Annotated in this window: 17 protein-coding genes; 13 read left to right on the top strand and 4 right to left on the bottom strand. The window is 64.2% G+C overall.

Annotated elements, in window-relative coordinates; genetic code table 11:
• Window positions 1-39 precede the first annotated feature (39 nt).
• The 10 genes from PQQ51_RS09520 (at window position 40) to PQQ51_RS09475 (ending at window position 12,401) form a co-directional block, all read left to right on the top strand.
• Window positions 40-978, top strand: a complete 939-nt coding sequence (locus PQQ51_RS09520) for a UPF0280 family protein (RefSeq protein WP_408496519.1) — start codon at window positions 40-42, stop codon at window positions 976-978.
• Window positions 954-1,544 carry an amino acid synthesis family protein gene (locus PQQ51_RS09515; protein WP_408496518.1) on the top strand — a complete coding sequence of 197 codons (591 nt, stop codon included), beginning with the start codon at window positions 954-956 and terminating at the stop codon, window positions 1,542-1,544. The genes PQQ51_RS09520 and PQQ51_RS09515 overlap by 25 nt, the downstream gene beginning before the upstream one ends.
• A 40-nt stretch (window positions 1,545-1,584) precedes the next feature.
• On the top strand, window positions 1,585-2,169 hold the full coding sequence (locus PQQ51_RS09510; protein WP_408496517.1) for an amino acid synthesis family protein: 585 nt from the start codon (window positions 1,585-1,587) through the stop codon (window positions 2,167-2,169).
• A 17-nt stretch (window positions 2,170-2,186) separates the two neighbouring features.
• A complete protein-coding gene (locus PQQ51_RS09505) occupies window positions 2,187-4,130 on the top strand; it encodes an ABC transporter permease (RefSeq protein ID WP_408496516.1) in 1,944 nt (647 codons plus the stop codon).
• On the top strand, window positions 4,127-4,924 hold the full coding sequence (locus PQQ51_RS09500) for an ABC transporter ATP-binding protein (protein WP_408496515.1): 798 nt from the start codon (window positions 4,127-4,129) through the stop codon (window positions 4,922-4,924). Before PQQ51_RS09505 ends, PQQ51_RS09500 begins: the two co-directional genes overlap by 4 nt.
• Complete coding sequence (locus PQQ51_RS09495; RefSeq protein WP_408496514.1) at window positions 4,921-5,634, top strand: ABC transporter ATP-binding protein; 714 nt, start codon at window positions 4,921-4,923, stop codon at window positions 5,632-5,634. The genes PQQ51_RS09500 and PQQ51_RS09495 overlap by 4 nt, the downstream gene beginning before the upstream one ends.
• A 76-nt stretch (window positions 5,635-5,710) precedes the next feature.
• Complete coding sequence (locus tag PQQ51_RS09490) at window positions 5,711-6,910, top strand: amidohydrolase family protein (RefSeq protein ID WP_408496513.1); 1,200 nt, start codon at window positions 5,711-5,713, stop codon at window positions 6,908-6,910.
• Between the two features lie 37 nt (window positions 6,911-6,947).
• Window positions 6,948-7,454, top strand: coding sequence for a (2Fe-2S)-binding protein (locus PQQ51_RS09485; protein ID WP_408496512.1), 507 nt, complete (start codon window positions 6,948-6,950; stop codon window positions 7,452-7,454).
• Entirely contained in the window at window positions 7,451-11,095 is a 3,645-nt protein-coding gene (locus PQQ51_RS09480; protein ID WP_408496511.1) for a molybdopterin cofactor-binding domain-containing protein, read from the top strand. The genes PQQ51_RS09485 and PQQ51_RS09480 overlap by 4 nt, the downstream gene beginning before the upstream one ends.
• A gap of 97 nt (window positions 11,096-11,192) precedes the next feature.
• Complete coding sequence (locus PQQ51_RS09475; protein WP_408496510.1) at window positions 11,193-12,401, top strand: ABC transporter substrate-binding protein; 1,209 nt, start codon at window positions 11,193-11,195, stop codon at window positions 12,399-12,401.
• A 678-nt stretch (window positions 12,402-13,079) separates the two neighbouring features.
• Here PQQ51_RS09475 and PQQ51_RS09470 read toward each other — a convergent pair.
• Complete coding sequence (locus PQQ51_RS09470; RefSeq protein WP_408496509.1) at window positions 13,080-13,331, bottom strand: hypothetical protein; 252 nt, start codon at window positions 13,329-13,331, stop codon at window positions 13,080-13,082.
• A gap of 163 nt (window positions 13,332-13,494) precedes the next feature.
• Between PQQ51_RS09470 and PQQ51_RS09465 the strand changes: the two genes are divergently transcribed.
• Entirely contained in the window at window positions 13,495-14,013 is a 519-nt protein-coding gene (locus PQQ51_RS09465; RefSeq protein WP_408496508.1) for a DUF6496 domain-containing protein, read from the top strand.
• A gap of 134 nt (window positions 14,014-14,147) precedes the next feature.
• Here PQQ51_RS09465 and aptA read toward each other — a convergent pair whose 3' ends face one another.
• Entirely contained in the window at window positions 14,148-15,476 is a 1,329-nt protein-coding gene (gene aptA / locus PQQ51_RS09460) for an omega-aminotransferase AptA (protein WP_408496507.1), read from the bottom strand.
• Window positions 15,477-15,670: 194 nt separating this feature from the next.
• Here aptA and PQQ51_RS09455 point away from each other — a divergent pair, with 194 nt between their 5' ends.
• Window positions 15,671-17,086: an aminotransferase-like domain-containing protein gene (locus tag PQQ51_RS09455; RefSeq protein ID WP_408496506.1), complete on the top strand. Its 1,416-nt coding sequence runs from the start codon at window positions 15,671-15,673 to the stop codon at window positions 17,084-17,086.
• Window positions 17,087-17,117: 31 nt separating this feature from the next.
• On the opposite strand, the gene PQQ51_RS09450 is transcribed toward PQQ51_RS09455, so the two are convergent.
• The gene (locus PQQ51_RS09450; protein WP_408496505.1) at window positions 17,118-17,738 is read right to left on the bottom strand and encodes a LysE family translocator; all 621 of its coding nucleotides are present in this window, start codon (window positions 17,736-17,738) and stop codon (window positions 17,118-17,120) included.
• A gap of 366 nt (window positions 17,739-18,104) precedes the next feature.
• Here PQQ51_RS09450 and PQQ51_RS09445 point away from each other — a divergent pair, with 366 nt between their 5' ends.
• Complete coding sequence (locus PQQ51_RS09445) at window positions 18,105-18,329, top strand: hypothetical protein (RefSeq protein WP_408496504.1); 225 nt, start codon at window positions 18,105-18,107, stop codon at window positions 18,327-18,329.
• Window positions 18,330-18,391: 62 nt separating this feature from the next.
• On the opposite strand, the gene PQQ51_RS09440 is transcribed toward PQQ51_RS09445, so the two are convergent.
• Window positions 18,392-19,744, bottom strand: coding sequence for an ATP-binding protein (locus PQQ51_RS09440; RefSeq protein WP_408496503.1), 1,353 nt, complete (start codon window positions 19,742-19,744; stop codon window positions 18,392-18,394).
• Between the last annotated feature and the right edge of the window lie 53 nt (window positions 19,745-19,797).

The raw sequence follows: 19,797 nt of genomic DNA, 5'->3' as shown, positions 1-19,797 counted from the left end.
ACCGCCACGAGCCGTCACCCAAAATCTCCGTCACACACGATGAACGCAACCCGCAACCGGCTCGACGCGACACGCTGGCACTGGCAGCATGGTCCGATCGATCTGATCCTCAGCGCCGATGGCGAAACCGCAGCAGTGGACGCCGCGTATCACGCGTGCTGGTCGCGTTTCGTCGATGTGCTGCCGGAACTGGTGAGTGAATTGAAGCTGCTGCGGCAGGCCGTTTCTGAAGATGCGGCATTGAGCGATTGCCCGCTGAAAGGCGCGGTCGCTCGACGGATGTGGAACGCGAGCCACGCGCACCGTGCGCGCTTCATCACACCGATGGCCGCGGTGGCCGGCAGCGTCGCCGATGAACTGATCGCGGTGTTCGCGCGGCAAGGCGTCGCGCGCGCGTTCATCAACAACGGTGGCGACATCGCGCTGTATTTGTCGGAAGGACAGCGGTATCGGATCGGCGTGTTCGCCGATCTCGCGCAATACTCGGCTCGTACAGCAGCGGAAGAGCAGCCGCTCGATGCGAACCTGACGCTCGACGCAAGCACGCCGGTGCGCGGCATCGCGACGAGCGGCTGGCGTGGCCGCAGTTTCAGTCTCGGCATCGCCGATAGCGTGACCGTGCTTGCCCGCGACGCAGCAACCGCCGACGCAGCCGCGACAATGATCGCGAACGCGGTCGATCTGGATCATGCGGGCATCGTGCGCCGGCCGGCTTCGTCGTTGAAAGACGATAGCGATCTGGGCGAATTGCGAGTGACGGTCGACGTCCCGGTTTTGCCGCTACCGCTGATCGATTTCGCGCTGGCCCGTGGCGTGGAAATCGCGTGGCGCCTGGTCGAACAAGGTGTGATCGAAGGCGCTGCGCTGTTTCTGCAAGGGCGCACGCGCGTGGTCGGTATTCATCGGACCCGCGGGCTGCTCGCACCGCGCGCCGCAACAACAACGGAGGCTCCGTGTTCGACATACGCCGCGTGCTGACGCACGTAGAAGACATCTTCCACGAATTCGGTCCTGCGCCCGCGCAACCATTGCGGCGCGGTGCAATCGCGGCCGTCATGACGAACCCGTTCGCCGGCCGCTACGAAGCGAAAATCGAGCACGCGATGGAAGCGCTGAAACCAATCGGCTTCGATATGGCGCAGCGGTTGCTCGCGGCGATGGCCGTGCCGCACGCGTCGATCGAAAGCTACGGCAAGGGCGCGATCATCGGCTCGCGCGGCGAACTCGAACACGGCGCGTTGTGGCATGTGCCTGGCGGCTATGCGATGCGCGAACTGCTCGAGAAAAACGGCGTGCCGACCAACGCGATCGTGCCGTCGACGAAAAAAGTCGGCGCGCCGTCCACCGCGCTCGACGTGCCGCTCACGCATGTCAACGCGAGCTATGTGCGCAGCCACTTCGACGCGATCGAAGTACGCGTGCCCGCCGCGCCCGCCGCCGACGAACTGGTCTATATCCTCGTGATGAGCACCGGGCAGCGTGTGCATGCGCGAGTCGGCGGACTCGCGAAAGACGCGATCGTCGGCAAGGACGGCTTGCGCTGAGCGCAGCGCGGTTTTACCCCATCGAAACTCGGAGAGCGAAATGGCAATCAGGCTTCGCAAGCTGATCGTGCAGGTAGATGAAGTGCGGATCGAAATGGGCCAGACCGTCGAGCCGCCCGCGCGCCGTGCGGTGGCGATCGCGGTGATCGACAATCCATACGCGGGCCGCTACGAAGCGAAGCTCGACGCGCTGATCGAAGCCGGCGAGGAACTGGGCGGCCTGCTCGGCGCGCGCTGCGTCGAAGCACTCGGCATCGAACCCGGCGACGCGCAAAGTTACGGCAAGGCGGCGATCGTCGGCGAGGCAGGCGAACTGGAACACGCGGCGGCGATCCTGCATCCGAAGCTTGGCGCGCCGTTGCGGGCAGCGGTCGAAAAAGGCGCGGCGCTCGTGCCGTCGGCGAAAAAAATGGGTACGCTTGGCACCGCAATCGACGTGCCGCTCGGCCACAAAGACGCCGCTTTCGTGCGCAGTCACTTCGACGCGATCGAAGCGCGCGTGTCGGACGCGCCGCGCGCGAATGAAATCGTCGTGGCGGTGGCGGTTACCGCGTCGGGCCGGCCGCTGCCGCGCATCGGCGGCTTGCAGGTGAGCGAGATCAAAGGCGAAGACGGTTTGCGCTAAGTCATTCAAGGGTTGCGATGCTTTCGAATTTGCTGGTACAGCTAGTCAACGGACTCGCCGACGCGTCGACGCTGTTTCTCGTCGCCGCCGGGCTGTCGTTGATTTTCGGCGTGACGCGCATCGTCAACTTTGCGCACGGCTCGTTCTATATGTTCGGCATCTACGTCGCGTATAGCGTCGCGAGCCGTTTCGGGCATACGTCCGGCGGTTTCTGGTTGTCCGTGCTGGCCGCCGCGCTGGTGGTGGCAGTGCTCGGCGCGCTGGTCGAGATGATCGTGTTGCGTCGTATCTACCAGGCGCCTGAGTTGTTCCACTTGTTGGCTACGTTCGCACTGGTACTGATCTTTCGCGATGCCGCGCTGTGGCTGTGGGGACCGGAAGACCTGTTCGGGCCACGCGCGCCGCACCTGGCCGGCGCGGTCGATTTTCTCGGCCATCCGTTGCCGACCTACGATATCGCGTTGATCGTGATCGGGCCGGTGGTGTTGCTGCTGCTCTGGTATGCGTTGACGCGCACGCGCTGGGGCACGCTGGTGCGCGCGGCCACACAGGACCGCGAGATGCTCGGCGCGCTCGGCATCAATCAGGCATGGTTGTTTACCGGCGTGTTCTTTGTCGGCGCGTTTCTCGCGGGACTCGGCGGTGCGCTGCAAGGGCCGCGCATGTCGGCGAATCTGTCGCTCGATCTGGAGACGATCGGCAATGCGTTCGTTGTCGTGGTGGTCGGCGGCATGGGCTCGATTCCCGGCGCGTTCGTCGCCGCGCTGATCATCGCGGAGATCAAGGCGCTGTGCATCGGCATCGGGCATGTGACGATCTTCGGCATCGGCTTGTCGCTGTCGCGCTTCACGCTGGTTGCCGAATTCGTCGTGATGGCGGTGGTGCTGGTCGTACGGCCGTGGGGTCTGCTCGGCAAGGCGAGCGCCGCGGTGCGCGGCATGGCCGCGCCCGAAACGCCGTTGCGTCCCGCGGGCCAGCGGCTCAAATGGCTGGCCGCGATCGCGTTGCTCGTGCTGCTGCTCGCGCCGCTCGCGGCCAACGTGTTTCCGTATATGCCGGTGTTGCTCGTCGAAATTCTGATCGCGGTGCTGTTCGCGACGAGTCTGCATTTCATCATGGGCCCCGGCGGCATGCATTCGTTCGGACACGCCGCTTACTTCGGCCTCGGCGCGTATGGTGCCGCGCTGTTCCTGAAGGTGCTGAACCTGCCGATGGAAGCCGCGTTGCTGCTCGGCCCGCTGCTCGCGGTAGCCGGCGCGCTGCTGTTCGGCTGGTTCTGCGTGCGGCTCTCCGGCGTCTACCTCGCGATGCTGACGCTCGCGTTCGCGCAGATCGTCTGGTCGGTCGTATTCCAGTGGGACGACGTGACCGGCGGCAGCAACGGCATTCTCGGACTGTGGCCGTCGAACTGGCTGTCTTCGCCGGTGGCTTTCTACTATGTGACGCTGGTGTGCGCGGTAATCGGCGTGGTGCTGCTGCGCAAGATGCTGTTCTCGCCGCTCGGCTATGCGATGCGGGCGTCGCGCGATTCGGTGCTGCGCGCGGAGGCAATCGGTATCGACGTAAAGCGCGTGCAATGGGCCGCGTTTGTGATCGCGTCGCTGTTTTGCGGGCTCGCCGGATCGCTGTATGCGTTCTCCAAGGGCACGATTTCGCCGGAAGTGATTAGCGTGAGCCGTTCCGTCGACGGCCTCGTGATGGTGTTGCTCGGCGGTTTGCAGACATTGACCGGGCCGATTGTCGGTGCGGCGGTTTTCACGTGGCTGCAGGACACCGTCGCGCGGCAGACCGATTACTGGCAGGCGTTGCTCGGATTCGCGATCCTGCTGCTGGTGATCGCGTTTCCGCAGGGTATTGTCGGTTTCATTCGCGAGCGTTTCGGCGACGAAACGGCTGCCGACAACATCGCGAAGAATACGGCGTCGCCCTCTCAAACCGCCGCGATCGAGGAGGGGCTATGAGCTTGCTGCGCGTGGCCGGCCTCTCCAAATCGTTCGGCGGCCTGAAGGCTGTCGACGATGTGTCGTTCGATCTCGAAGCCGGACAACTCCTCGCATTGCTCGGCCCGAACGGCGCGGGCAAGTCCACCTGCTTCAACATGGTCAACGGCCAGTTGCAGCCTTCGGCCGGTTCGATCCGGCTCGACGGACAGGAGCTCGTCGGCATGCGTCCGCGGGATATCTGGCGTCTGGGAGTCGGCCGCACGTTTCAGATCGCCGCGACCTTCAACTCGATGACCGTGCTCGAAAACGTGCAGATGGCTTTGGTCTCTCGCGAGCGCAAGACTTTCGGCCTGTGGAAATCGGCGGGCTCGCGTTACGCGGACGAAGCGCTCGCGCTTCTCGACCAGGTGGGCATGGCGGCCGACGCACAGCGAGCATGCGGCGTGCTCGCGTATGGCGACGTCAAACGCGTGGAGCTCGCTATCGCGCTCGCCAACCGTCCGAAGCTGCTGCTGATGGACGAACCGACCGCCGGCATGGCGCCGAAGGAGCGCAACGAATTGATGGCGCTGACCAAACGTCTCGTCACCGGGCACCAGATCGGCGTGCTCTTCACCGAACACAGCATGGATGTCGTGTTCGCGTACGCCGACCGGATGATCGTGCTCGCGCGCGGCAAGCTGATTGCCGAAGGCGATGCCGACACGATCCGCAACGACGTGCGCGTGCAGGAGGTGTACTTCGGCACCGGCAAGACGTTTCAGCCGCGTGCGCCGTTGCATGGCGATGCGAGCGGGGGAGCGTTGCAATGAGCGAGCCGATGCTGAAAGTCTCCGGCCTCAACGCGTTCTATGGCCGCGCGCATATCCTGTTCGACGTCGGTCTCGAAGTCGGCCGCGGCGAAGTGGTGGCGCTGATGGGCCGCAACGGCGCCGGCAAATCGACGACGATGAAAGCCGTGATGGGCTTGCTGCCGCGCAAGCACGGCGAAGTGCGTTTTCGCGGCGAGAACATCGCGGCGCTGCCGCCGTACAAGATCGCGCGGATGGGCATGGGCTTCGTGCCCGAAGACCGTCGTGTGTTCGCCGATCTGACCGTGATGGAAAACCTCGACACCGGACGTCAGCCGCCGCGCGAAGGTGCGCCGCAATGGACGCCCGAGAAACTGTTTCGTCTGTTCCCCAATCTCGGCGAAATGCCGAAGCGTCCCGGCGCGCAAATGAGCGGCGGCGAGCAGCAGATGCTGACCGTGTCGCGCACGCTGATGGGCAATCCGTATCTGGTATTGCTCGACGAACCGTCCGAGGGCGTCGCGCCCGTGATCGTCGAGCAGATGGCCGACATGATTCTCGAACTCAAGCGCGAAGGGCTGTCTATTCTGTTATCCGAACAGAATCTGCACTTCGCCGAGCTGGTCAGCGACCGCGCGTATGTGCTCGAAAAAGGGCAGATCCGCTTTAGCGGCACGATCGGCGAACTCGCCAGGAACGAAACCGTCAGACGCGCTTATCTGAGCGTGTGATTCCATCGGTGCGTCACGTGTGCGGCGTTGTCGACACGCGCGCGGCGCCGGGCAGTCGTTGCGAAAGGAGAGGCAGATGGCAGCAGAGACGTTGACAGGCTTGTCGGGCAAGGTCGCGGTAACTCACATCGGGCTTCTGTTATCTGGCGACATCGATCAGCCGATTCTCGACGCGAACACGCTGGTGATCGACGACGGCGTGATCGTTGCCGTCGGTCGCGAGAAAGACTGCGACCTCGAAGGCGCGCGCACCACGATCGATTGCAAAGGCACCGCGGTCGCGCCGGGCCTGATCGACTCGCATGTGCATCCGGTGTTCGGCGACTGGACGCCACGTCAGAATCAGATGGGCTGGATCGAATCGAATCTGAACGGCGGTGTGACCACGATGATCTCCGCAGGCGAAGTGCATCTGCCGGGGCGCCCGAAAGACGTGCTCGGTGTGAAGGCGCTCGCGATCACCGCGCAACGCTCGTTCGAAGGGATGCGCGGCGCCGGCGTGGGCGGCGGCGTGAAGGTGATGGCCGGTGCGCCGGTGATCGAGAAGGGGATGGTCGAGCAGGATTTCAAGGAGTTGTCCGAAGCCGGCGTGAAGCTGCTCGGCGAAGTCGGCCTCGGCAGCGTGAAAGGCGGCGAAGAAGCGGCGCAGATGGTCGCGTGGGCGCGCAAGTACGGGATTCAAAGCACGATCCACACGGGCGGTCCGTCGATTCCGGGCTCCGGTCTGATCGACCGCGACGTGGTGCTCGCCGCCGACGCGGACGTGATCGGCCACATCAACGGCGGCCATACGTCGCTGTCGTACAGGCATGTGTGCGATCTGTGCGAGCAATCGAGCCGCGCGCTCGAGATCGTGCACAACGGCAACGAGCGGATCGCGTTGCTGACCGCGCGTCATGCGATCGAACTCAAGTGTCCGCATCGGATCATTCTCGGCACCGATAGTCCGGCGGGTTCCGGCGTGCAACCGCTCGGCATTCTGCGGATGATCGCGTTGATTTCGAGCCTTGCCGACGTCCCCGCTGAAATCGCGTTCTGTTTCGCGACCGGCAATACCGCGCGGCAACGCAACTTGCGGCAAGGGCTGATCGAAGTGGGCCGTCCCGCCGATCTCGTGTTCATGGACCGCGCGCAGCACACGGCGGCCGACACGTTGCTGGAGAGCGTGCAACTCGGCGATATTCCCGGCGTCGGCATGGTGATGATCGATGGCCTGATCCGTTGCCGGCGCAGCCGCAATACGCCGCCGGCTACTGAAGTGCCGGTGGTGCTGTGAATCCGCGCGGCGGCAGCGACATAGGGCGAGCGCTTCGATGAGCCGCGTGCAGACCCTCACGCTCAACGTGAACGGCGCGACGCATAAGGTCAGCGCCGACGCCGACGCGCCGCTGCTTTATCTGCTGCGTAACGACCTCGCGCTGAACGGTCCGAAATTCGGCTGTGGTCTCGGCGAATGCGGCGCCTGCACGGTATTGCTCGACGGGATGCCGACGCGCTCCTGCGTGACCACCGCGAAGGTCGCGTTGGGCCGCGAGATCACCACGCTCGAAGGACTCGGCTCGCGTGCCGCGCTGCATCCGGTGCAGCAGGCGTTTATCGAAGAACAGGCCGCGCAGTGCGGCTATTGTCTGAACGGCATGATCATGACCGCCAAGGCGTTGCTCGATCGCGATCCGCATCCGGGTGACGAGACGATCCGGCGCGAACTGTCGCGCAATCTGTGCCGCTGCGGCACGCATGTCGAGATCGTGCGGGCGGTGCAGCGCGCCGCGCAATTGCTCGCCGAGCAAGCGTCGCGGGAGCGGGGAGCGCGCGTATGACCGGGCCGGATCTCAGCGTCGATCGCCGGGCCGCGCCGCCGTCGCGGCAGCAACTCTACGACGCGCGCAACGTGCTGATCGTCACGCGGCCGCCGCAGGCGCCGGTGCGCGCCGCGATTGGTCAGCCGGGTTCGCGCTCTTCGTTCGTGCCGACCGAAGCGGACATGTTTCTCGTCGTGCGCGACGACGGCAGTGTGGTTGCGTTCAACGGACACGTCGATCTCGGCACGGGCATCGGCACCGCGCTCGCGCAGATCGTCGCGGAAGAACTCGACGTGCCGTTGACGCGCGTGTCGCTCGTGCTGGGACACACGAACGAAGCGCCGAATCAGGGGCCGACGATCGCGAGCGCAACCATCCAGATTTCGGCCGTGCCGTTGCGGCAGGCGGCGGCGCAGGCGCGGCAGTTTCTGCTGGCGGAGGCGGCGCGTCGTCTCGAGGTGAGTGCCGACGAACTCGACGTGCGCGACGGTGTGGTGTTTCGGCGCGGTGCGGATTCTGGTTCTGCGTCTGCTTTTGCTGCCGCTTTGGCAAACGGCATCGGCATCGGCTACGGCGAACTGGTGAGCGGACGACGCATCGAATTACAACTCACTACCGATGCGCCGCTCAAGTCACCGGACCAATACAGGATCGTCGGCAAAAGTTCGCCGCGCGTCGATATCCCCGCGAAGGCCACCGGCGAATTGAGTTTCGTGCACGACTTGCGCCTGCCGGGCATGCTGCATGGGCGCGTGGTGCGTCCGCCGTATGCGGGTGTCGCGCAGGGCGAGTTCATCGGCCATAGTTTGCTGCACGTCGACGAGACATCGATCGGCGATCTTCCCGGCATCGTCAAGGTGGTGGTGATCCGCGATTTCGTCGGCATCGTGGCCGAGCGCGAGGAGATCGCGCAGCAGGCGGTCAAGCGGCTCGACGCGCGCTGGAAGACAGTGGAAGGTTTGCCGTCGCTCGAAACCAGCGAGGAAGTGGAGGCCGCGCTCAGGGCGAATCCGGCGCAACGGCGCGATCTGCTGATCGAAGGCGATGTCGACGCCGCGCTGAAACAGCAAGGTGCTCGCGTGCTCGAACGCACCTACGTATGGCCGTTTCAGATGCACGCATCGATCGGACCTTCGTGCGCGGTTGCCGATTATCGCGACGGCACACTGAAGGTCTGGTCCGGCACGCAGAATCCGCATTCGTTGCGCGCCGACCTGGCTTTGCTGCTGGCACTAGACGAAGCGCACATCGAGATCGTGCGGATGGAAGCTGCGGGCTGCTACGGCCGCAATTGCGCGGACGACGTCGCCGCCGACGCCGCGTTGCTGTCGCGCGAGTGCGGCGCGCCGGTGCGCGTGCAGTTGTCTCGCGAAGACGAACACGCGTGGGAGCCGAAGGGCGCCGCGCAATTGATGGACGTGCGCGGTGCGCTGAACGCCGACGGTGAACTCGCGGCGTACGACTTCGCGACGCGTTATCCATCGAACGACGCACCCACGCTCGCGCTGCTGCTGACCGGCACGATTGCCGCGCAGCCGCAGGTGTTCGAAATGGGCGACCGCACGGCAGTGCCGCCCTACGACTACCGCACGATGCGCATCGTGTGCGACGACACGCCGCCGATCGTGCGGGCGTCCTGGTTGCGGGGCGTATCCGCGTTGCCGAATACCTTCGCGCACGAATCGTTTGTCGACGAACTCGCGGCCGAGGCCGGCGTCGATCCCGTCGAGTTCCGGCTGCGGCATCTGACCGATCCTCGTGCGATCGATCTGGTGAAGGCGGTCGCGGACAAGGCCGGCTGGGCACCGCGTGAGGTTGCATCCAAAGCGGAAGACGAGGGCGACATCGCGCGCGGCAGAGGCTTCGCTTACGCGCGTTATGTGCACAGCAAGTTTCCAGGCTTCGGCGCGGCGTGGTCCGCGTGGGTCGCCGATGTCGAGGTCAATCGCAAGAGCGGCGAACTGGCGGTGACGCGCGTGGTGGTCGGACAGGACACCGGCACGATGGTGAATCCGGACGGCGTGCGTCATCAGATACACGGCAACGTGATTCAGGCGACGAGCCGCGCGTTGAAAGAGCGCGTGACGTTCGGCAAGCATGCGGTGACGAGCCAGGAGTGGGGCGCGTATCCGATCCTGACGTTTCGCGAAGTGCCGGTGATCGACGTCGTGATGATGCCGCGTCACGGCGAGCCGCCGATGGGCGCGGGCGAATCCGCTTCGTTGCCGGGCGCCGCGGCGATTGCGAATGCGCTGTTTGACGCGACAGGTGTGCGTTTTCGTCGGCCGCCGTTCACGCCGGAGACGATTCGTGCAGCACTAGCCGACGCGCAGGCCGAAGAAGCGGCGGCGCGCAAAAAGAAACGCTGGCGTTGGGGCGTGCTGGGCGCGTTTGCCGCGGGCGCGGCGGGCTGGCTCGGTGCGCTCGCGCTGACGCCTCACAGCATCGCGCCGATCACGCCGCCGCTCGCGAGTGCTTTTGCGCCCGAGTTGATCGAGCGCGGCAGGCTGCTCGCTTCGCTCGGCAACTGCGCCGTGTGCCATACGGCGCACAACGGTGTGCCGAACGCGGGCGGCAAAGCGCTCGATACGCCGTTCGGCACGGTCTATAGCACGAACCTCACACCGGACGGGCTGACGGGAATCGGCACGTGGTCGCTCGATGCTTTCGTGCGGGCGATGCGGCAAGGCATCAGCCGAGACGGTCATCGTCTGTATCCCGCGTTTCCGTACACGTCGTTCAAGAACACGTCCGACGACGATCTGGAAGCGCTCTACGCGTACTTGATGGCGCAAACGCCGGTGCGTTCGCGTCCGCCGGAAACGCAACTCAGATTTCCGTTCAGCGTGCGTCCGTTGATGGCCGCGTGGAACGGCCTCTTTTTGGGCCGTAACACGTTCACGGCCGACGCCATGCAGAGCGCGCAATGGAATCGCGGCGCGTATCTGGTGAACGGCCTTGGCCATTGCAGCGCATGCCACACGCCGCGCAACGCGTTCGGCGCGGAGAAAACCGGCGCGGCGTTCATGGGCGGCGGCTTCGCGGACGGCTGGGAGGCGCCCGCGCTGTCGACGCTTTCGAACGCGCCGGTGCCGTGGAGCGAGGACGAACTGTTCAGCTATTTGCGTCATGGTCATGCGCCGCTGCACGGCGTGGCGGCGGGGCCGATGGCGCCGGTGGTCGGCGATCTGGCCGCGTTGCCCGACAGCGACATTCGCGCGATGGCGACGTATCTCGCTTCGTTGAATCCGCTCGAGCCCAACGCGGATCCCGGGAAGATGGCGCGCGAGTATGAACAGGCCAGCACGATTACCGGAACGGCGACGGGCCTCGGCGCGCGGCTGTTCGACGGCGCGTGCGCCGCGTGTCATCACACCGGCAACGGACCGCAACTGTTCGGCGCGCATCCTTCGCTGGCGCTCAATACGAATCTGCACAGCGCCACGCCGGATAATCTGATTCGTGTGATTCTGGACGGGATCGGCTCGCCTGCTCGACCCGAACTCGGTACGATGCCCGCTTACCGCGACAGTTTCAACGACGCCCAGGTGGCCGAACTCGTGTCGTACCTGCGTGGGCAGTTCGCGGGCGGCAAGCCCGCATGGCGGGATGTCACGGCGAGCGTTGCGCGGATTCGCGCGACGGCGCCTGCTGAGTAAACCGTCATCCGTTGCTGCTGTTGAGTTTCTGGGTCGCTCGATCGCTTGATAAAAACTACCGGCAATTCCGCAATCCTTTTTGATATCGGAGAAACGCATGACCACGCGCGCAGGATGGATCTCTCGCCTTACGGTTGCCACTGTCTTCTCGTTCGCGGCTTGGGGGGCGAGCGCCCAGCAGACGATCAAGATCGGCGAAATCAACAGCTACAAGGCGCAGCCCGCCTTTCTCGGGCCTTACAAAAACGGTTGGAATCTGGCGCTCGAACAGGTGAACGCGTCGGGCGGCGTGCTTGGCAAGCAGCTTGAAGTCGTATCGCGCGACGACAACGGCAATCCGGGCGACACGATCCGCGTCGCGCAGGAGTTGATTGCACGCGAGCAGGTGCAGTTGCTGTTCGGCGGCTTTCTGTCGAACACCGGTCTCGCGTTGACTGACTTTGCGAAGCAGAAGAAGATTTTCTTCCTTGCCGCCGAGCCGCTGACCGACAAGATCGTTTGGGCTGACGGCAACAAATACACGTACCGTTTGCGTCCGTCGACGTATATGCAGGTCGCGATGCTGGTGCCGGAAGCGCTGAAGCTGAAGAAGAAGCGTTGGGCGCTGGTGTATCCGAATTACGAGTATGGGCAGTCCGCGATTGCGACGTTCAAGAAGCTGATGACGGCCGCGCAGCCGGACGTGCAGTTCGTGGCCGAGCAGGCGACGCCGCTGGGTAACGTGGATGCGGGTGCGGTGTCGCAAGCGATCGCCGATGCGAAGCCGGACGCGATTTTCAATGTGCTGTTTGGTGCGGATCTTGGCAAGTTCGTGCGGGAGGGGAATACGCGGGGGCTGTTCAAGGATCGTAGCGTGGTGTCGTTGTTGACTGGCGAGCCTGATTATCTCGACCCGTTGGGGGCGGAGGCGCCTACCGGGTGGATTGTGACGGGTTATCCGTGGTATTCGATCGATACGGCGGCGAATAAGAAGTTTGTCGATGTGTATCAGGCGAAGTATCACGATTACCCGCGGTTGGGGTCGGTGGTTGGATATTCGGCTTTGATGTCGATTGCCGATGGATTGAAGAAGGCCGGCTCCGCCGATCCGGATAAGTTGGCTGCTGCTTTTAAAGGGTTGAGTGTTGATACGCCGTTTGGGCCTATTAATTATCGGTCGCAGGATAATCAGTCGACTATGGGGGCTTATGTTGGAGTGACTGGCCTTAAAGATGGGAAGGGGGTGATGACTTCTTATCGGTATGTGGATGGGGCTAGTGTGCAACCTTCGGATGCGGAGGTTAAGAGGTTGCGGGTTGGTGAGTGAGATTTTTTGGTTATTTCATTTGTTTGTTGTCTGGTTTTTTATTTCTGTTTGGTTTTCATTTCTTTGTGGTTTATTAGTGTTGCCCCTGTGCGGGGCGGCACTTACTTTCTTTGCCGCGGCAAAGAAAGATAAGCAAAGAAAGCCGCTCACACCGCTAGTGCTATGCGTTATCAGCGGCAGGTCACCGGTAGTGGCCCCGGAGCATCCGGGGCGTCGCACACTCCGCGTGAGTGACAAGGCGCTCATCAGTTCCGGCGGCGCTGCGCGCGCCGGAGCGGTACTTCATCAACCACTCTCTTCGTTTCGCGTTAGCGGGGGCCGTCGCTTCGCTCGGCGCGACGCCCCATGCAAACCTTCGGTTTGCGCGGACCGTTCCGGCGAGCACGCAGTGCGAGACGGGATGTGACATGGCCTTGTCACTCACGCGGAATGCGCGACGACCCGGATGCTCCGGGGCCACCGTGGGTAACCAGACGCTGATAACTCATAGCACTGGCGGTGTGAGCGGCTTTCTTTGCTTATCTTTCTTTGCCGCGGCAAAGAAAGTAAGTGCCGCCCCGCACAGGGGCAACACTAATAAACCAATAAGAAATGAAAAGCAGAAAAAATAAAACCAGACAGAAAATAAAAACCAGAAAAAATGAAAAACCCCCAACGCCGTAGGCAAAAAATAAAACCCTACTCCTCCGCATCATGCTCATTAACAAACCGCCTCAAATAAGCCAACACCGCTGCCTCCGCCCCCCGATGATCCGCCGTGCTTTTCGACCCGGCATTTTCTTCATCGCCAAATAACGCGGACGGTGCATCATGCACATCCACCTCCTGGCCCTCACGGAATATCCGGATCTCGTGAACGTCTTCAGCGTACTCGGCAACCCAATGCACGCCTTCAATATGCGCGCCTGCACGAACGGTCGGTATCTTCATGAGCATCTCCCGGCAGGTCGGTCCACGGCGCCGACCGTCGCCATTACCATACGCCGTCCACGTGAGCCGCGCGAGCATCGTCGGTAATTTCAGAACGCACAGCAAAACCGTTGGCACATCCGTTGCTGCGTGAACAGGGTCAACAGTCAACCGGAGGACCGTCATGCCCGAACAGAAAACCATCAAGCGTGCCCAAGCCGACAAACGCGCCGGCAAAGCATCGAGCACCCAGGCCGGTGAGTTCGTCAAGGAGCAGGTCGATAAGGTCCGTGCAGGCAAGCACGGCGTCAGATCGGCGAAACAGGCGATCGCAATCGGCCTGTCGGAAGCGCGCCGCGCAGGCGTCGCCGTGAAGTCGCCAAAGAAAGGAACCGCGAGCGAAGCGACCCGCAAGAAAGCAGACAAGGACAATGCCGCCGGCAGCCACAAATCCGCCGCGAAAAAGAGCAGTGAATCGACCGCGAAGCGTTCACGCGCGTCCACGAATGCATTGAAGCGTGAAAGCACAGCCGGCGCATCGCGCACGGCCCTGTCGAAGCAGACGAAGTCGGCAGCTGCCAAACGTCCGGCAGCCAGCCGTTCCGCAGCGGCAAAGAAAGCCGCCGCGACTAAAGGCGCGGCAGGCCGCTCGGCAGCCGCCAAAAAGGCCGCGCAGACGAGAGCGTCACGCACGCATCATTGAGTGTTCGCGCGCAGTTTGGAGGCGGGTAACGCGGGACCTTACCCGTTCTCCGCAAAACAGCGAGCGCGTCGCTCACCTATGTCGCCGGCAAACACTCGCTCGTGCCGTCAGGTCGCCGTACTGCCCGCCTGACTTTACTGCACCGTATTCAGCACGTCCCCGACGGTCTTGAAGATGTGCGCGATCTGCTCTTCATTGATGATCAACGGCGGCGAGAACGCGAGGATGTCGCCGGTAAACCGCACCAGTACACCCGCCTCGAAGCATTTCACGAACGCTTCGTAAGCCCGCGCGCCCGGCGCGCCGTCGCGCGGCTCGAGTTCGACGCCGGCAATCATGCCGAGGTTGCGAACGTCCTTCACGTGCTTCGTGCCGCGCAGCGAGTGCGCGGCGGCTTCGAACGTCGGCGCGAGCGTTGCAGCGCGCTCGAACAAGCTCTCGCGACGATACAGATCCAGTGTCGCCACCGCCGCGGCTGCGGCGGCCGGGTGCGCCGAGTACGTGTAGCCGTGGAACAGTTCGATCGCGCCTTGCGCGCCGGCATTGACGATCGTGTCGTGAATCGTGCGGCTCGCGGCCACCGCGCCCATCGGGATCGCGGCGTTGTTGATCGCCTTCGCCATCGTGATCAGGTCCGGCGTGACGCCGAAGTATTCGCTCGCCGTCGCCTTGCCGACGCGCCCGAAACCGGTAATCACTTCGTCGAAAATCAGCAGGATGCCGTGCTTCGTGCAGATCTCGCGCAGCTTCTGCAGGTAGCCTTGCGGCGGAATCAGCACGCCGGTCGAACCCGCGACCGGTTCGACGATCACCGCGGCAATCGTCGACGCATCGTGCAGCGTGACGATGCGTTCGAGTTCTTCGGCGAGATGCGCGCCCCAGGCCGGCTGGCCCTTCGAGAACGCGTTGTGTTCGAGGTTGTGCGTGTGCGGCAGGTGATCGATGGCGGGCAGCAGCGCGCCCGAGAAAGTCTTGCGGTTCGGCGCGATCCCGCCGACCGAAATGCCGCCGAAGCCCACACCGTGATAGCCGCGTTCACGGCCGATCAGACGCGTGCGCTGCCCTTCGCCGCGCGCACGGTGATACGCGAGCGCGATCTTCAGCGCGGTGTCGACGGATTCCGAACCGGAGTTCGTGAAGAAAATCCGGTCGAGCCCTTCCGGCATCAACTCGGCGACCCGGGTGGCGGCTTCGAACGCGAGCGGGTGGCCCATCTGGAAAGTCGGCGCGAAATCGAGCGTGGAAAGCTGCTGCGTGATCGCGGCGACGATTTCGTCGCGGCTGTGACCGGCATTCACGCACCACAGGCCCGCGCAGCCGTCGAGCACTTCACGCCCGTCGCTGCTGCGGTAGTACATGCCCTTGGCCGATTCCAGCAGGCGCGGCGCAGCCTTGAACTGGCGGTTGGCGGTGAAAGGCATCCAGAAAGACGACAGGTCGTCGATGACGGGGCGCGAAGTCATGGTGTTCTCCTCGAAGTGTTCCCCCAAGGAGACTTCCTTCGGGGCGTAGCCAAAACTGTAGCGTTCGCGGTTTAATGGCGGCATAAACAGTTGACGCGGTGTGGCGCTAACTGTGTTGGTGAAAGCGCGCTAACTGTGCCGATCGCTTCGGTTCGAGCCGCACGACATCCGAAAGATCCTACTCCGTCCCGACCATGATCGAACTACAACTCGAGCGCGACCGGCGCGCCGCGCCCACGCTCGTGGAGCAGGTGGTGCAAGGCTTCGCGAGCGCCATCGAAGCGCAATCGCTGCGCGCCGGCGCGCTGCTGCCGTCGGTGCGTCAACTGGCGCAAAGCCACGAATTGAGCACGTTTACGGTGACCGAAGCCTACAACCGTCTTGTTTCGATGGGGCTGGTCGTCGCGCGGCGCGGCTCCGGCTACCGCGTGGCCGCGCGCTCGCAATCCGTGCGCGTGGCCGCCACCGACTGGCAGCCGCCGAGCTTGACGGCCACGTGGCTGCTGTCGGACGTATTCGCCGATCATTCGGTGCCGATCAAGGCCGGCGGCGGCTGGCTGCCGAACGAATGGATCAACGAAAGCGGTTTGCAGCACGCGCTGCGCGCAGTGAGCCGGGTGCCGGCCGCGCGCCTCGGCGACTACGGTCATCCGTACGGTTTTGCGCCGTTGCGCGAGCGGATCGCCGAGCAGCTGGACCGGCGCGGCTTGCCGGTCGACGTGTCGAACGTGCTGCTGACCCAGGGCGCGACGCAAGGGCTCGACCTGATCGTGCGCACGTTGCTGCGCGCGGGCGATGCGGTGATCGTCGAAGATCCGGGTTATTGCAATCTGCTGCAGATTCTCAAGCTCGCCGGGCTCGTCGTGCACGGCGTGCCGCGCACGCCGGCCGGTGTGGATACGGACGTGCTGGAGGCACTCGTCGCCGAGCACAAGCCGAAGGCGATTTTCGTCAACACGACGCTGCAGAATCCGACCGGCGCGACCTTCGGCATGTCGGCGGCGTTCCGGCTGTTGCAGATCGCCGAGCGTCAGCGCATGTGGGTGATCGAGGACGACGTGAGCCGTGAACTCGCGCCGACCGGCGCGCCGCTGTTCGCCGCGATGGAGGGCTTGCAGCGCGTGCTCTACGTGGGCGGCTTTTCGAAGACGGTCACGCCAGGGCTGCGCTGCGGCTACGTGGTCGCCGAGCGCGCGGTGCTGCGCGAACTGGCGCGCACGAAAATGGCGGTGGGTCTCACGTCGTCGGAGGCGATCGAGCGGATCGTCGACAAGGTGTTGCTGGAAGGGCGCTATGCGCGCCATGTGGAAGCGGTGAACGAGCGGCTCAAGGCCGCGCACACGACGGTCGAGGAGCGCATCGATTCGCTGGGCCTCGAGCTGTTTCACCGGCCGCGCGCGGGGCTGTTCCTGTGGGCGCGCTTGCCTATCGAAGCGGAGCGAGCTGGCGAAGTAGCGACGGCCGCGCTCGCGCACGGCATCTGGCTCGCGCCCGGCTCTTACTTCCGTCCAGACGACGCGCCGAGCGCCTGGTTCCGCTTCAACGCGCCGTACTCGACCGACGACGCATTGTGGCGTTTCATCGAACGGGTCGGGCAGGGCTCAATCTAGCGGCGCAGCCGGCGTGGCGACGGTTCGCCCTTCAGCTAACCAGCTTCAGCGCGATCGGATACAGCGAGGCCACCAGCAACAACGCCATCGCGATATTGAAGACGCGCAGCCGCTTCGGGTCGGACAGCACGCGCCGCATCGCAGTGCCGAAACCGGCCCACAGGCAGATGCACGGAAAGCCGATCACGTAGAACACCGCCGCCATCGCCAGTGCGTTGATGCTGTAGCTCTCGCTGAGGTGAATCGTGGTAGCAGCGGTCAGCACCATCATCCACGCCTTCGGGTTCACCCATTGAAACGCGAGGGCCTCGTAGAATTTCATCGGCCGGCTGTCGCCGGTTTTGACCTTGAGCTGGCCGGAGGTGCCGATTTTCCACGCCAGATAAAGCAGATAGGCGATGCTCGCGATTTCGAGCACGGTGTACAGCACCGGAAAATGCACGAAGGCTTCACCCAGCCCGATCCCGACCGACAGCATCAACAGCACGACACCGGCGCTGATACCCGACAGATGCGGCAGTGTGCGGCGAAAGCCGAAGTTGACGCCCGAGGCCAGCAGCATCGTGTTGTTCGGGCCGGGCGTAACCGAGGTGACGAGCGCGAACAGAATGCCCGCGGGCAGCGCGCTGAAACTGAGGCTGAGGAAAGACATGGAAGGCTCCGGGATCGGTAGAACTTGGAGGACATTCTATCGATGCGGTCCAGTACAGTACCGGTACGATTTTGAGGATGCTGTCCGGTACGGACGTTTGATGTGCAGCAAAGGTGCAGCAAAGATGCGACGACGCGATGCGACGACGGCACGGCATCGCCCGGGTACTATGCGAGGTTGGCGGCGGTCGTCGACCGGAGGAGACAGAAATTCGAAGGCCTGAGACAGCGAGCGCAGGAAGTGCGCGGCGAACCAGGCCTGTCTGCTCGCCGCGCACCGTCGGCGAATCGGAACGCTACAAGAACAGTATGCCCACCTGGCGAGTCGCGGGCCGTTTTGAGCACTCGTCACAACTTAAGAACACGCATGGACCTGTGGATTCAACCTTGCGCCGCTTGCGCCGACCTCTACGGAAAGTCGGCCGACGAGCCGCCGCACAAAGACCTCACCCTGAACGGCGTCGGTACCGTGAAAGACGCGCGGGTGGAGCAGCACTTCACCTGTGTTCGATGCCGCGGCGTATTTGCGCGGATTCAGGCGGGACCGCCGACGCAGCGCATCTGGATGCTGCTCAACGCTGGGCAGCATTGAGTCGGGCGTAGCGGGTCGACGATTTCAGCCGCGCATTCCCGCTTTGCGGGCCGCAGCCGAACTCAAGCATCCCGCTGCAACACCAGCACCGCGTCCAGCCCCTTATCCGCGCGATTGCGCAGCGTCAGCGTGCCGCCGTGCGCGGCCGCGATGCTGCGCGCGATCGTCAGTCCGAGGCCGGTGCCGCGCGTCTTCGGCGAGCCCGGCGCGTCGATCCGGAAATACGGTTCGAACACGCGCTCGAGCAACGCTGGATCGGCGATCCCCGGCCCGCGATCGCCGACGACGATCTCCATCGCGTGCCCCATTTCGCGGACCCGGATATCGGCCTCGCCGCCGTAGCGGATCGCGTTGTCGACGAGATTCTGCAAACAGCGTTTCAGATTGCGCGGATAACCTGGCATCGGCCGTGTCGCGCGGCCTTCGATCGCCACCCGATGGCCCGCGTCGCGCGCATCTTCGGCGATCCCTTCGAGCATCGAATCGAGATCGATGTCGTGCCGCGCCTCGGTGATTTCCACGCCCTGCACGGCATCGAGCGTCGTGCGCACCATCGCTTCCATGTCGTCGAGATCGCCGCGCAGGCGCTCGCGCCAGGTCGCGTCGGGCAGCATCTCGGCGCGCAGCCGCAAGCGCGTGAGCGGCGAGCGCAGATCGTGCGAAACCGCGGTGAGAAAGCGCGTGCGCGCGGCGATGCTGTCGGCCAATTGCTTCTGCATCGTATTGAACGATTGCGCGGCGCTGCGCACTTCACGCGGACCGCGCACCGGCAATGGCGGGCGGTACATGTTGCGGCCGAGCGCTTCGGCGGCGCTCGCGAGTTCCTTCAACGGCCGCACCGCGAAGCGCACGGCGATCAGCGCGAGCAACAGCACCGCGGTGAAACGCACCAGATAGATCCGCACCAGATAATCGACGACCAGTTCGCGCGGCTCTGTTTGCATGCCCGCCTGGCCTTCGTTCGCCTGCACGTCGAGCCACGCGCCGTCGGCGACTTGCAACTGCACGTGGAAATCGCCCGACGGCATGCGCGAGTTGAACAGGCTCAGCACGCCGTGACGGCCGGTATCGTCGCGTAACTCGGCGTCGAGCAGATGCACGTCGACGGGTTCGTGCAGCCGTCGCGCGATCACCCCGGACAACAGATCGCCGACGCTTTTCTTCGCGACCGAAAGCGGCGGCAGCGCGGCGGGCGCCGCGACCCATTGCAGCCGGTAACGCGCGTCGCCGAGCGTGGCGACGATCGCCTCGCGCGCCTCGCGGTCGGGCGCGCGTTGCAGCAGGCGCACCGTATCGGCGAGGCGGCTCGCGAATAAACGCGCGGGAATTTCGAGTGTGCGATTGTCGTGCGTCTCGAACCAGATCGTGCTGGTGAACAACTGCCCCGCGAACATGCCGACCACCAGAATCAGCACGAGCCGTCCGTACAGGGAGTCGGGCCAAAGGCGGGGCCAAAAGCGCACGGCCC

Origin of the sequence: Paraburkholderia xenovorans (genome assembly GCF_046030735.1) — a bacterium.
GTDB lineage: Bacteria > Pseudomonadota > Gammaproteobacteria > Burkholderiales > Burkholderiaceae > Paraburkholderia > Paraburkholderia xenovorans_A.
This window is presented reverse-complemented; position numbering and strand designations above follow the sequence as displayed.

What these genes read in the sequence shown, in the direction of transcription:
- PQQ51_RS09500 (WP_408496515.1), top strand. Translation starts at nt 4,127, where the DNA reads ATGAGCTTGCTGCGCGTGGCCGGCCTCTCCAAATCGTTCGGCGGCCTG.
- PQQ51_RS09445 (WP_408496504.1), top strand. Translation starts at nt 18,105, where the DNA reads ATGGACCTGTGGATTCAACCTTGCGCCGCTTGCGCCGACCTCTACGGA.
- PQQ51_RS09480 (WP_408496511.1), top strand. Translation starts at nt 7,451, where the DNA reads ATGACCGGGCCGGATCTCAGCGTCGATCGCCGGGCCGCGCCGCCGTCG.
- PQQ51_RS09490 (WP_408496513.1), top strand. Translation starts at nt 5,711, where the DNA reads ATGGCAGCAGAGACGTTGACAGGCTTGTCGGGCAAGGTCGCGGTAACT.
- PQQ51_RS09465 (WP_408496508.1), top strand. Translation starts at nt 13,495, where the DNA reads ATGCCCGAACAGAAAACCATCAAGCGTGCCCAAGCCGACAAACGCGCC.
- PQQ51_RS09470 (WP_408496509.1), bottom strand. Translation starts at nt 13,331, where the DNA reads ATGAAGATACCGACCGTTCGTGCAGGCGCGCATATTGAAGGCGTGCAT.
- PQQ51_RS09510 (WP_408496517.1), top strand. Translation starts at nt 1,585, where the DNA reads ATGGCAATCAGGCTTCGCAAGCTGATCGTGCAGGTAGATGAAGTGCGG.
- aptA (WP_408496507.1), bottom strand. Translation starts at nt 15,476, where the DNA reads ATGACTTCGCGCCCCGTCATCGACGACCTGTCGTCTTTCTGGATGCCT.
- PQQ51_RS09485 (WP_408496512.1), top strand. Translation starts at nt 6,948, where the DNA reads ATGAGCCGCGTGCAGACCCTCACGCTCAACGTGAACGGCGCGACGCAT.
- PQQ51_RS09455 (WP_408496506.1), top strand. Translation starts at nt 15,671, where the DNA reads ATGATCGAACTACAACTCGAGCGCGACCGGCGCGCCGCGCCCACGCTC.
- PQQ51_RS09495 (WP_408496514.1), top strand. Translation starts at nt 4,921, where the DNA reads ATGAGCGAGCCGATGCTGAAAGTCTCCGGCCTCAACGCGTTCTATGGC.
- PQQ51_RS09505 (WP_408496516.1), top strand. Translation starts at nt 2,187, where the DNA reads ATGCTTTCGAATTTGCTGGTACAGCTAGTCAACGGACTCGCCGACGCG.
- PQQ51_RS09520 (WP_408496519.1), top strand. Translation starts at nt 40, where the DNA reads ATGAACGCAACCCGCAACCGGCTCGACGCGACACGCTGGCACTGGCAG.
- PQQ51_RS09475 (WP_408496510.1), top strand. Translation starts at nt 11,193, where the DNA reads ATGACCACGCGCGCAGGATGGATCTCTCGCCTTACGGTTGCCACTGTC.
- PQQ51_RS09450 (WP_408496505.1), bottom strand. Translation starts at nt 17,738, where the DNA reads ATGTCTTTCCTCAGCCTCAGTTTCAGCGCGCTGCCCGCGGGCATTCTG.